Source organism: Rhodanobacter sp. L36 (assembly GCF_009765755.1).
Lineage (GTDB): Bacteria > Pseudomonadota > Gammaproteobacteria > Xanthomonadales > Rhodanobacteraceae > Rhodanobacter.
On sequence record NZ_LMUV01000002.1, the window covers coordinates 1086525 to 1098800 of the forward strand.

14 protein-coding genes are annotated in these 12276 nt (G+C 59.6%); 7 read left to right on the plus strand and 7 right to left on the minus strand.

Annotated elements, in window-relative coordinates; translation table 11 throughout:
* Positions 1–6 precede the first annotated feature (6 nt).
* On the minus strand, positions 7–1419 hold the full coding sequence (locus tag GSQ73_RS04650) for a substrate-binding domain-containing protein (protein ID WP_158881423.1): 1413 nt from the start codon (positions 1417–1419) through the stop codon (positions 7–9).
* Between the two features lie 204 nt (positions 1420–1623).
* On the minus strand, positions 1624–3024 hold the full coding sequence (locus tag GSQ73_RS04655) for a Do family serine endopeptidase (RefSeq protein ID WP_158881425.1): 1401 nt from the start codon (positions 3022–3024) through the stop codon (positions 1624–1626).
* A 356-nt stretch (positions 3025–3380) separates the two neighbouring features.
* Between GSQ73_RS04655 and GSQ73_RS04660 the strand changes: the two genes are divergently transcribed.
* The 6 genes from GSQ73_RS04660 (at position 3381) to GSQ73_RS04685 (ending at position 8667) form a co-directional block, all read left to right on the plus strand.
* Entirely contained in the window at positions 3381–5540 is a 2160-nt protein-coding gene (locus GSQ73_RS04660; protein WP_158881427.1) for an adenosylcobalamin-dependent ribonucleoside-diphosphate reductase, read from the plus strand.
* 59 nt (positions 5541–5599) lie between these two features.
* The gene (locus GSQ73_RS04665) at positions 5600–6211 is read left to right on the plus strand and encodes a hypothetical protein (RefSeq protein ID WP_174236055.1); all 612 of its coding nucleotides are present in this window, start codon (positions 5600–5602) and stop codon (positions 6209–6211) included.
* A 138-nt stretch (positions 6212–6349) separates the two neighbouring features.
* Positions 6350–7090 (plus strand): NrdJb, encoded by a 741-nt coding sequence (locus GSQ73_RS04670; RefSeq protein ID WP_158881429.1) that lies wholly within the window; start codon positions 6350–6352, stop codon positions 7088–7090.
* Between the two features lie 234 nt (positions 7091–7324).
* Positions 7325–7813: a hypothetical protein gene (locus GSQ73_RS04675; RefSeq protein ID WP_158881431.1), complete on the plus strand. Its 489-nt coding sequence runs from the start codon at positions 7325–7327 to the stop codon at positions 7811–7813.
* A 58-nt stretch (positions 7814–7871) separates the two neighbouring features.
* Positions 7872–8282: a helix-turn-helix transcriptional regulator gene (locus tag GSQ73_RS04680; protein WP_216844720.1), complete on the plus strand. Its 411-nt coding sequence runs from the start codon at positions 7872–7874 to the stop codon at positions 8280–8282.
* A complete protein-coding gene (locus GSQ73_RS04685; RefSeq protein WP_216844721.1) occupies positions 8260–8667 on the plus strand; it encodes a hypothetical protein in 408 nt (135 codons plus the stop codon). The genes GSQ73_RS04680 and GSQ73_RS04685 overlap by 23 nt, the downstream gene beginning before the upstream one ends.
* 165 nt (positions 8668–8832) lie before the next feature.
* On the opposite strand, the gene GSQ73_RS04690 is transcribed toward GSQ73_RS04685, so the two are convergent.
* The 3 genes from GSQ73_RS04690 to GSQ73_RS04705 form a co-directional block, all read right to left on the minus strand.
* Positions 8833–9249, minus strand: a complete 417-nt coding sequence (locus GSQ73_RS04690; protein ID WP_158881437.1) for a hypothetical protein — start codon at positions 9247–9249, stop codon at positions 8833–8835.
* Between the two features lie 183 nt (positions 9250–9432).
* Positions 9433–10530, minus strand: a complete 1098-nt coding sequence (locus GSQ73_RS04700) for an SOS response-associated peptidase family protein (RefSeq protein ID WP_254063265.1) — start codon at positions 10528–10530, stop codon at positions 9433–9435.
* A gap of 9 nt (positions 10531–10539) precedes the next feature.
* A complete protein-coding gene (locus GSQ73_RS04705; protein WP_158881441.1) occupies positions 10540–10926 on the minus strand; it encodes a hypothetical protein in 387 nt (128 codons plus the stop codon).
* 191 nt (positions 10927–11117) lie between these two features.
* On the opposite strand from GSQ73_RS04705, the gene GSQ73_RS04710 reads away from it, so the two are divergent.
* The gene (locus tag GSQ73_RS04710) at positions 11118–11597 is read left to right on the plus strand and encodes a hypothetical protein (protein ID WP_158881443.1); all 480 of its coding nucleotides are present in this window, start codon (positions 11118–11120) and stop codon (positions 11595–11597) included.
* 110 nt (positions 11598–11707) lie between these two features.
* On the opposite strand, the gene GSQ73_RS04715 is transcribed toward GSQ73_RS04710, so the two are convergent.
* Together GSQ73_RS04715 and GSQ73_RS04720 are read right to left on the minus strand one after the other, a co-directional pair.
* Positions 11708–11884, minus strand: a complete 177-nt coding sequence (locus GSQ73_RS04715) for a hypothetical protein (RefSeq protein WP_158881445.1) — start codon at positions 11882–11884, stop codon at positions 11708–11710.
* The gene (locus GSQ73_RS04720) at positions 11871–12224 is read right to left on the minus strand and encodes a hypothetical protein (RefSeq protein ID WP_158881447.1); all 354 of its coding nucleotides are present in this window, start codon (positions 12222–12224) and stop codon (positions 11871–11873) included. The genes GSQ73_RS04715 and GSQ73_RS04720 overlap by 14 nt, the downstream gene beginning before the upstream one ends.
* Positions 12225–12276: the final 52 nt, after the last annotated feature.

Here is a 12276-nt window from a genome sequence, read left to right on the forward strand (position 1 = left end):
CGACGATCAGTCGCGGCTGATGCGCAGCGACTGACCGGGCTTCACGTTGTCGCCCTTGAGATGGTTCCAGCTGCGTAACTGCGCAACGTCCACCGCATGCGACTTGGCGATCGAGAACAGCGTGTCGCCCTTGGCGACTTTGTAGGTCTGGCCGGTAGCCGCCGGCTTGGCCTGATCGTCGTTCGCATCGGCCACTTTTTTGCCCTTGCCGGCTTTCTTGCCTGTGGCGGTGGCCGAACCCTTCACGTGCGCCAGGCTGGTGACATGCGTTGCAGCCACGCCACCTTTCACGCCTGTGAGCGCGGTCTGGTCGCTCTGCGCGCCTTTTTCGGCGGCTACCTTTTCAGCAGCACCCAGCTTGTCGGCGATGGTGCGCTTGTCCAAGGCCTGTTTGGCAGCGGCAGTATCGGGCGAGGTCGGTGCCACCGCCGCACGTGCGGCATATGTGGCGCCGGGTGCCGAGATCGCCGTAACGTGGCTGGCATGTCCACCGGTTTCAGCAAGGATGCGGCTGCGGCGGCCGCTGTCCATCGTCACCAGTGCGGCGCCGTCCTGGAACGGCAGGATCGAGTGATTGCGCATCGCCGTTTTCACGGCGTCGCTTTGCAGGAATTCGATGAAGGTCTGCACTTCGGCGGCCTTCGGGCTGCGCGGGTTGGTCACCAGATAGAGCGGCGTGTAAAGCACGTAGCTGCCATCGGCGATGTTGGCGACCGACGCGAACTTGCCGTTGATCGAAACCGCCTTCACCTTGCTGTTGCCCTTGATGTCCCCGAGTGTTGCGGCGCCAAAACCATTCGGATTGAGCTCGATGCCTTCTTCAAGCTTGTGCGTGTTGACGTAGAGACGCGGTGCGGCGACCGGCTGTGTGCCGCGACCGAACAGCAATTGGCGAAGGCTGTACTCGATGCCGTCGCCGGGGCTGGCAACGGCGTATACGTCGATCGGCGCGGCGCTGCCGCCGACTTCGCTCCAGTTGGTGATCTTGCCGAAATAGATGTCGTGCGCCTGCTTCAGCGTGAGGTTGCTCACCGGGTTGGACGAGCTGGTGATCAGCACCAGTGCATCCCACGCGACCGGCGTGAAGGTGAGGCCGGCGTCCTGCGCGGTTTCGTCGGTGCCGCGCGCGCTGCCGGCGAGATCGGCGGTGCCGAGCGCAACTGCGTCAATACCGGATGCGGTGTTGAACGGCTGCAGCTCGATGGTGCCGTGGCCGGCGCGACTCCAGGCCTGCGCGACTTCGTTGACCACGCCCTGCGCCGTGGCCACGTCGCCGCGCCAGATCAGCACCGGTCCCTTGGCTGCCGTGCTGGCTTTGGCACGCGAATGCGTATGGGTCTTGGTCTTGGCGATAGCCGGAGTGGCGAGGCACGCGCCGATCAATGCAACGGACAGCAGGCGAGTCAGACGGACAGACATGGCGATGGGAAACCCCGGCAGAAATTCAAAGAAACGCAAGAATGTGCACGATGCGGCGCACATGAAGTGGAGCACACAGCGTATTTCATCGGCCTGAACCTAAAACATCAAGCACTTTCATGCGTTTGCATCGGGATTGACGCCTGACGCGTGCGCAGCGACACAGCCCGGCGTGTACCGGGCGACGATTTGAACGTGGTCTTGTCACTCGATCACCACGTAACGCGTACCGTCGGCATCCGCCACCACCAGCACCAGTTGACGCGGCTTCACGCCGGACAATCCGCGCAGCATGCGCAGGCTGGTGATGCGCTGGTTGCCCACGCCGATCACGATGTCGTCGGTGGTGAGTCCCGCGCGCGCAGCGCGACTTCCCGGCTGCACCGCATAGACGCCAACGCCGTAGATGCCCTGGCTGCGACGGCTCTCGTCGAGGTCGCTGAAGTGCACGCCGCCCAGGCGTGGATCGAGCTGGGCGCCATCGACGCCGGCGAGTTTTTCCACGCGCAAGGTGGCGCTCACGACTTGCGTCTTGCCATCGCGCAGCACGCCCAGTTGCATCGCGCTGCCGAGCGGCAACAGACCTTCGGCGTTTCGCAATTCCTGTTCGCTGTGCAGCGGCTTGCCGTTGATCGTGGTCAGCACGTCGCCGGTCTGCAGTCCGGCGTCTTCCGCGGCGGAACCGTTGCTCACGCCCGTCACCACCACGCCGTTGCTGTCGTCCTTCAGGCCGAGCAGTTGCGCGATGCGTGGCGTGATCGCCTGCGTCTGCACGCCAAGGCTGCCACGCTGCACTTTTCCATGCGCGAGCAATTGCGCCATCACGTTCGTGGTGAGGTCGCTCGGAATCGCAAAGCCGATACCGACGTTGCCGCCCGATGGCGTGAAAATCATCGTGTTGATGCCGACCAGTTCGCCGCGCAGATTCACCAGCGCGCCGCCGGAGTTGCCCGGGTTGATCGAGGCATCGGTCTGGATGAAATTCTGATAGCCGCCGCTACCCGATGCGGAGTCGCCCAGTCCCGAACGTTGCAACGCCGAGACGATGCCCGAGGTCACCGTCTGCCCGAGCCCGAACGGATCGCCCACCGCCACCACGTAATCACCCACGCGCAGCTTGGATGAATCGGCCAGTGGCAGCGCCTGCAATTTCTGCGCGGGAATCTGCACCACGGCCACGTCGGTTTCCGGATCGGTGCCGAGCAGCTTGCCCTTGAACGTGCGGCCGTCCTGCAAGGTCACGCTGATGTCGTCGGCACCGCCCACCACATGATTGTTGGTCAGCACATAGCCCTTTGCCGCATCCACGATCACGCCCGAACCGAGGCTCTGCTCCACGCGCTGCTGCGGCGTGGCGGGCAGGCCGAAAAACTGCCGCACCACCGGATCGTCGAAGTACGGATTGCGCACCGACACACGCGTGGTCGTGGAAATGTTCACCACCGCCGGCGTCACGTGTTCGAGCATCGGCGCCAGCGACGGCATCGGCTGGCCATCGATCACCGGTGGCAACGCCGCGGCGCTGGCGCGCGGCGCAAGGCAGATCAGCACAGCGGCGCACAGGCCGGCGAGCCAGTGTGAAAGACGATGACGGTGCTGCGACATGGATCCTCCCGAGGGCTGTAAAAGCGACGCTGCTTCGACCGGGCCGGCCGTGGACGGTTCCCAAACGGCTTCCAGGCATCAGCACTTTACAAGCGACAGCGCCGGGGTTAACTTCCCTCCCTGGATTGCAACCACAACATCTTGTGCCGCGATGCCGATGTCGAGACAAGCACTGGTGTCCGTGGCCACACTCTTTCAGGGGGAGTCGTGTCGTCGGTAGCAACCGCAGTGAATGGATCGGAGGGCAACCCTCATCGTCCATCGACCGCGGCAAGCAGATCATTCAGCGGCTTTTGTCGCCACCCATTCCAATAAAAATACGGCAGCCGCGAGGCCACGCCGGGAGTCACAAATCGATGAGCACAGTGCGTGCGCCAGCCAACGTTTCGTCCATGAGTCGCGATGCCGTGGATATTCCGCTTCAACCAGCCTCCCTGGACATCTGGGACAAGAAATACCGATTGAAGGCGAAGTCCGGCGAGCCGGTTGACGCCACCATCGACGACACCTACCAGCGCGTCGCGCGCGCCTTGTCGGATGTCGAGATCAATGACGAACTGCGCGGCCATTGGTACGAGCGTTTCCTCTGGGCGCTGCGCCGCGGTGCGATCCCCGCCGGCCGCATCACCTCCAACGCCGGCGCGCTCGCGCACAAGCCGGCCACCAGCACGATCAACTGCACCGTCTCCGGCACCATCCGCGATTCGATGGACGACATCCTGGAGAAGGTCCACGAAGCCGGCCTCACGCTGAAAGCCGGTTGCGGCATCGGCTATGAATTCTCCACGCTGCGTCCGCGCGGCGCGTACGTGTCGGGCGCCGGCGCGTACACCAGTGGCCCGCTGTCGTTCATGGATATCTACGACAAGATGTGCTTCACCGTGTCGTCCGCCGGCGGCCGTCGCGGCGCGCAGATGGGCACGTTCGACATCAGCCATCCCGACGCCAAGGAGTTCATCCGCGCCAAGCGCGAAGACGGACGCCTGCGTCAGTTCAACCTCAGCCTGCTGATCACCGACGGTTTCATGGACGCGGTGGAACACGACCACGACTGGCCGCTGGTTTATCCCGTGCACGTCAAGGAACAGCACGAGATCGATTTGAACGACCCCGCCAAGGTCGTGTGGCGCGAATGGCCCACGCACGAAAACTATGTCGATCGCGAAGACGGCCTGGTCGCCTGCAAGATCTATAGCCACATCCGCGCGCGGCATCTGTGGGACATGATCATGGTGTCCACCTATGACTATGCCGAGCCGGGTTTCATCCTGATCGACAAGGTCAACGAGATGAACAACAACTGGTGGTGCGAGCACATCCGCGCCACCAATCCGTGCGGTGAGCAACCGCTGCCGCCGTACGGTTCGTGCCTGCTGGGCTCGATCAACCTCACCACCTTCGTGCGCGATCCGTTCGGCCCGAAGGCGCGCTTCGACTGGGACGAGTACCGCGAAGTCGTGAAGGTGTTCACACGCATGCTCGACAACGTGGTCGAGATCAACGGCCTGCCGCTGGAGCAGCAGCGCAACGAGATCCTCAGCAAGCGTCGCCACGGCATGGGCTTTCTCGGTCTGGGTTCCACCGTCACCATGCTCAAGCATCGTTACGGCAGCGCCGAAGCCGTCGCGTTCACCGAAGAAGTCTCGCGTGAAATGGCCGTCGCCGGTTGGGAAGTCGCACTCGAACTCGCCAGGGAAAAAGGCCCGGCGCCGGTGCTCACGCGCAAGTTCACCGTCACCGGCGACATGCTGCGCAAGCGTCCGGAAATGGTTGCCGATGGTTACAAGGTCGGCGACAGCATTCCCGGCCGCGTGCTGCACGCCAAGTACTCGCGCTACATGCAGCGCATTGCCAGTGTCGCGCCCAACCTCGTCGCGGAGCTGGCCGAAACCGGCGCGCGCTTCACGCATCACAGCTCGATCGCGCCCACCGGCACCATCTCGCTGTCGCTCGCCAACAACGCCAGCAACGGCATCGAGCCGAGCTTCGCGCACAGCTATTCGCGCAACGTGATCCGCGAAGGAAAGAAGTCGAAAGAGAAAGTGGAAGTGCTCAGCTTCGAGCTGCTCGCCTATCGCGCGCTGATCAATGCCGACGCAAAAGTCTTCACCGACGAAGCCGCCAACAAGCTGCCCGATTACTTCGTCTCCGCCGACGACATCAGTCCGAAAGAGCACGTCGACATCCAGGCCGCTTCGCAAAAATGGATCGACTCGTCGATCTCCAAGACCGCGAACGTGCCCACCGATTATCCCTACGAAGATTTCAAGGACATCTACTTCTACGCCTACAAGCAGGGCCTGAAAGGATGCACCACGTTCCGCTTCAATCCGGCCGCATTCCAGGGCGTACTGGTGAAGGAAGCCGATCTCGAAAGCACCCTCTACCGCTTCGAGTTGGAAGACGGTAGCGTTGTCGAACTGAAAGGCAACGAAGAAGTGGAATACGACGGCGAGATGCATTCCGCCGCCAACCTCTTCGATGCCTTGAAGGAAGGCTACTACGGCAAGTTCTGAAACCATCGCACGCATTCGCATGCGACAAAATCAAGAAACCATCGGAGGGGAACCACAGCATGTCCATCGACAACGAGATCGAAGTGAACGGCAACACGGCACCGACTGCCGCGGAACCATCCGCAGCTTTGCCGCCACTTCCGGAAGTCGCGACCGTCGCCACCTCGGCACCGGTTGCAGCGAAGAAAGCTGCACCGAAAAAGAAAGCCGTGAAGAAAGCTGCAGCGAAAAAAGCCGCGCCGAAAAAGGCCGCCGCCAAGAAAGCTGCACCGAAGAAAGCCGTCAAGAAAGCTTCGGCCAAGAAAGCCGTGAAAAAGGCTGCCAGGAAAGTCGCCAAGAAAGCGGTGAAGAAATCGGCAGCGAAAAAAGCGGTGAAGAAGGCCGTCAAGAAAGTTGCCAAGAAGGCCGCTTCCGTCAAGAAAGCGGTGAAGAAAGTCGCGAAGAAAGTGGCAAAGAAAGCCGGCGCCGCCAAGAAAGCGGTGACGAAAGCCGTAAAGAAGGTCAGCAGCAAAAAGACGGCCAAAAAGGCCGCACCAAAGAAGGCGGCTAAAAAATCCGCCAGCAAGAAAGCCGTCGTCAAGACGGCCAAGAGGTCCACTGCCAGCAAGAAAGCGAGCGCCAAGCCGGCACGCAAGTCCGCCGGCAAGAAAGCCGCTGCAAAACGGAAGTAAGCACCACCGCGTCCGGCCCGGCCTCGTTGCCGGGCCGGATGTTTTTCCGAATGCGCCGCCGGCGCCGCGACAACACAACTTGCAGCCGGCCACGCCGCACCGCATATCACTCATAAGTCCTTAAAAAGAAGCGAACCCATGGCGATCAAGATCGAAAAGAAGATCACCGGCTACAACGTGGTCAAACCCGAAGACAAACTTGCCGCCAGCGCGGTCGCTGCGCCCGTCGTCTCTAAAGAGCCGCCGATGGCCGAAGTGATCCAGATGCACGAAAGCGTGGAACGCCCCGAAACTCTGGTTGGCTCCACCTTCAAGATCAAGTCGCCGCTGTTCGAACACGCGCTGTACGTCACCATCAACGACATCGTGTTGAACATCGGCACGCCGCACGAACTGCGCCGCCCCTTCGAGATCTTCATCAACTCGAAAAACATGGACCACTTTCAGTGGATCGTGGCGCTCACCCGCATTCTGTCCGCCGTGTTCCGCAAAGGCGGCGACGTCACCTTCATCGTGGAAGAGCTCAAAGCCGTGTTCGATCCGCGCGGCGGCTACTTCAAGTCCGGCGGCATCTACATGCCCAGCATCGTCGCCGAGATCGGCGCGGTGATCGAACAGCACATGAAAAACATCGGCCTCATCCACGACCCCGACATCGACGACGCCACACGCAAGCTCATCGCTGACAAGCGCGCTGCGTACGAATCGGCGGGCGCTAAAAAAAACTCTGACGTAAGCGCTGCGGGCTCCACCAGCGAAACCGAATCCTCCGACTTCCCGCCCGGCGCCACGCTGTGCGCCAAGTGCAACACGCGTGCGCTGGTGCTGATGGATGGATGTCAGACGTGTTTGAATTGTGGGTATTCGAAGTGCGGTTGAAGTACGTCTGACTCGAAATCAGGCGTACGTGAAAGCGTACCGAGGGTTCGAATCCCTCCCTCTCCGCCAAGAATGCATACAAGCCTCTGATTTCAGGGGCTTTTTTGTGTTTTGGTAAAGCCGTTCACGATCCTGTCCCATACGTGATGGTCGTCGCCAATTCGGATAGGCTGGCTCGACTGGCTCGACTGGCTTGATGGTCAGGAGAGGAATTTACAGCTCAGGGGAAATGACGTGGTTCATCAGAAAGGATTCCGAAGACGGGCAAGAGACCACGATTCAACCCCGATATCAGAAGAGCCGGCTAAAAAGAAGGGTTGGGAATGGTGGTGCAGGCTCGACCGCGGCATAGACGTCATCGATACCTTCACGACGAGCATCAGCAAGACCGCGAGGGCTAATTTTGAACGTGCTCGCGACCAGCTCAGTCAGCTAGAAATAACTGAGTGGAGCAAGCCAAACCCAGCCTCTTACATCAAGAAAAATCACATATATGTGATACGCTTTCAAGACGAAGCGAGTAAGAAATGGAGAATTTTCGGCCATGCTGACGTCGATGCAAAGCGCTTCATCCTGTCTCACGTAGCTTATGAGCAAAACTATGTCTACCTGCCTAAAGGGTCCCCAAATTGGGCAGCTGCCTTCCAAAAACTTGCAGCCGCCGATCTTACTCAACACGCTCATCAGTGTTTCAAACCTATCGTTGCTGCCGAAACCAGTTGAAACGCCTATGGAGAACGCGCTGGTTGTGTTCTTTGATCACTCCGCGGACAGTTCTCCAATGTTTTACAGCGACTACTTTACAAAAGTAGACGCCACCGTTGTGCGAGATCACCTCGATGATCTGCGCGAAAAGACAAGCTGGATTGATCGTGAATACAGGGAAGCTTATGCCGTTGCCGCCGTAGAGCAAGGCATTGCTTGGCAGATTCGAATCAATCGCGAACGTCGCGGCCTGAGACAGTCGGATCTTGCCAAGAAGATTGGAACGAATCAGGCGGGCGTAAGCCGCATTGAAGATCCCGAGTACGGACGACATTCCATCCCACAACTTTTGAAGCTAGCTCAAGCATTCGACTGCGCGCTGATTGTGAAACTCGCGCCTTACTCATGCTTGGCGCGCGAGAGCAATTCACTATCTGCTGACGAACTCTACGCAGCTAGCTTCGATGAAGAAATACAAGGAGAGTGACGTGGCAACAACAAAGAATGCTGGATCGAATACACCAGCGCCGGGTTTTGATACGGTGCAGTCGGTTCCCAAGCGCACGCCTGAAGAAATGCGATCAAGCGTGAATGAAAGTATCTCTCAAGCCGTCACAATCTATGCAGACTCGCTGATCCAAATAGGCGCAGGTCCGTTCGTCAGCAGGTTTAGCTTGGGCACGCAAAATCCTAATGATGGCAAGATATCCAGCGCTGTAAACATCGTCATGCCAACTAACGCTGTTTTGGATCTTTGCACTCAGATTCTTGCTTTGTACGGTACGACGGCAACTGCGGATTCGTTCGATGGCAGCTTCGATCCGTTCATTGAACGATTGCGCAAGTTGGCGAAATCGATTGAGCCCAATTAGGTAAGCTCGGATACAGAGTCTATTCGAGGAGCATTCCCATGCGGCGTGTATAGCCCGAACCGCCGTTTGATCATCGGCCAGTTCGCGCTTACCGAGTCGTGACACGTTCCTGCACCCGCTCGCGCGTATAGCTGCCCAGCCGGTACCGTGTTGGATGCCGAATCGTTATGCGCCCTTCCCTGTGACTTTGTACGGCGGCGGAAGTCGCCACTCGCCTGGGTGGATAAATTCGCGCAGCCCAAGGCCACTATGTAAGCGTTGAGGCTCTGCAGGAAGGTCGGCGCCGGTGATCTCGGCCATCTTCAGCACAAGCGGGGAGTACTTCACCGCGAACTCGTCGCCGAGCGCTTGCAGCACGCGGCACACCCACAACGGATCGATTTCGCCATTGCTTACCGCGGCCGATAGCAGGCGCGCCTGTATGCCGATGATGGTTCCAAGCGCAGTCGAAATATTTCGATCCGGCAAGCCATGGAGTAACAGCGACGGCGGCGATAATTCAGACAAGCGCCAATCAGCCTTGCTTGCCTCCGTGACGATGCCGGTCGCTGCGACGCGAGCCTGGTGCTGCATGGCATGCATGCGCTGAATCAGGCGCGCGAGTTGCGCACTCGTCGCAAGCATGGCCTCACGCATTCGCGTCCGCTGTTCCGGTGTCAAAGCTCGAAGTCCTTCAGCCCGCGGCGCGCCATCATCTCTTCGAGCTGGCCGTGGATCCACTCGTGATCAGCCTCGCTGGCCTCGAGCATCAGCAACCGAACAGATTCACGAAACGTCGCGCGGAACTCGGCTTCGTCGGGGTGATTCCTCACGGCGCCGGCGATGGCCGTGTCCAGGCTCGCCAGCATGCGTTTGAGGTTGCCGCGGTCGGGAAGCATCACGCCTCCTGCTTCGCGAGCTGGTGCTCGTAGAACGGCCGCACGCGTCGATCGAGAATCGCGTATTGGCTTTGAAGGTCCTGCGGATTCGGATCGAGCCACGCGGCGATGTCGTCCTCGTGGATCGGGATTGGGCATCGGTCGTGCCCTGCCTCGACAACCTCGAGCGGCGGTTCGTCCGTGATCGCCGCGAACGTAAGAAGCCCGGGTCATCGCCAGTGGCTTCGACGTACGTCCACAAGCAAGCCACGAAGAGATTCTCGCCAGTCGACGGAGTGAACAGGATTTCGACGCTTTGCTCGCGCTCGCCCGGCGTCAGCTGCCGGCCCTGCAGGTTGTGCAGATACACGCTCTCATAGAAGCGATCGACGACCATGATGCCGTGGTGATAGCCGAACACCTTGCGCCATACCGTGGACAGCTTGTCTCGGCGCGCGTTGTACGTGCCTGGCTTCTCGATCTCGTCGGCTTCGGTCCAGCCTGGTAGGCGACAGCGGTAACGCATCGGGACCACGGAGCGCTCGCCCGTCTCGGGATCTCGGATCATCACCGGTGCGAAGTAGCCCGGCCAGATGCGATCGATACCATCGGTTGGTGCGGGTGACGCCATGTCCTCGAGCTTCTTTCTGCCGGCGTCGATCTTGTTGGTGGCCACGCGGCGATCGTTCTCCGCCTTCTTGGTCGGCTTTGCCGAGGCGAGCTTGGCATTCGCTTCGACCAGGCGGGCCTCCTGCACACCGATCTCTGATGCGATCAGGGCGATCGCCTCCGCGTCAGCCTCGCGTGCGAGCTCGATCGTGCCGACGTCCAGCACACCGCTTGTGGCGTCGGTCATCGCACGACGCATGGCTTTCGGGACGACCTTGTTCCAGTTGCCCTTCTTCTTCGTCCAGCCGGCGAGCTTCGTGTATTCCTTGATGTTGAGCTTGCCGCCGAAGCGCTCGTATTTCCGGAAGTCGGCCCAGATTTGCGCGGAGTAACACATTCGGGTTGCCTATGTGTGGAGCAAAGTAATGATTGCTGCAATCACACCGACGACAGCGACGGCTACGCCAGCCCAAGCTGCGAACAACATGTTCTTTCCAAGCCGTTCGTTTGAGCTCGCAAGATTCTCTTCGCACTCCATGAGCTCGATGGTCATCAGCTGATCGCGATACGCCGTCAATAGCGATCGGACACGTTCGCGGGTCAAATCGTTGGTGAAGTCGTTGCCACTGTATCGAAGCAGAGCATCGGTAACGGTCGCTGCGTTCGGCAAATTTTCAGTGAGTGCGAGCCGAACGCGGTCCCCGTGCCAATGGCCGTCACCGTTGGCGACGATCTGAGCAAGTCTGTTCGCGATCGTCTGCGCTTTCTCTTCGTCGACACGAGCGAATCCCATACGTAACCTCCCCAAGTCAACCTTCGAAACCGCAGGTTAGCGGTAAGGGGTCTCACCAGGCCAGACGCGGAGACGGCTTCGGCAGAGGAACTGTCCGCCGGTTCTGCAGTGAGAATGGCGCTGTGATGGGCGCCGACAGGCTCACCTACACTTCGCCCCCAATGCCGGCCCATACAACCAAGGAAATTGCCATGAGCTCACAACAGGAGCAGATAGCCAAAACTGCCGTGATTGGCGACGCCCTTCATGGCGAAACTGATCGTGGATGCGCTGTGCTTTCGGGTTGCGTGCTTGAGGAAGTACTTCGAAAAGCGCTTCGACATCGCCTAGGAATTGACGAGGAGAATCTCGGAAGGTTCGTTGCCAGCGGGCAAATCGCCCGTGGCGTCGACTTGGCTTACTTTGTTGGCCTTATTTCCGAGCAGGAGCGGCGAGACTGGAAGACATTGGTCAAAATTCGCAACCGCTTCGCACACTCTCCGCTTACGGCTCTGCAATTTGACGAACACGCTATCGCTGCCTTGATCGATTCGATCGCTGAGTCTCACCAAATCCTTTCCCAGACAGATCCTCGGGAAACCTACCGGCTGAAATTTGTCTATGGAGTTGGTCGTTTGTACGGAAAGATCCTCAAAGCTGCACGCGATACAGAGCCGCTCAAGCGAGCATAGAGATGGCGACCGCGCGGGAGGAGCCCGCCGCCGCCTCTGCATTGTTTTTCGCGATGACCTGCAGGGACACTTTTGCAGTTGTCCCTTTTCTTGCCAGAAGCTTGCGTAATTCATAAATTCCGATCGGTTTCGTCCATGATCACCAGAGGTCCGCGATAGCGGTCGACCTGGCGCTGGCGAATCAACTCGGCTTCCTTGTCGATGCCATCGGGCGTGTAGACCACGCGGAACGGCTCGAGTGATGAAGCATCGCGCTCCAACTTTTCGATCCGCTCAGTGATTTTCACGACGAGCACTCCTTGTCTCGATCGCGGCGAAAATGCGCTGGTCATCCAGCTTTTCGATGCATGCGATGACTCGTGCGTTGATCTCGTCATCGTCTCCGATGAATAGTGGTATCCAGTGGCCGTCGAGCTGGATGACGTAGCCATCCGTCTCCAGGTCTTTGAGGTAAGCGGCGATGCCGAGCAACCGCTCAGCCTGAGCATCGAGATCGCCTTGTAGGTAGTGTCTGAGCAACTGCTCGGGCAAGCGGTTGGCCAGTGCTTCACGCGCCTCATCGGCGAGTGACTCAGAGCCTGCGCCGGCAGTCCTCTCTAGCCGGCGAATGCGATCGCTAATGCTCATCGCAAGACCTCTCTGGCGCTGACTCCACGTTTTTGAATTGCTCGAGCTTGCT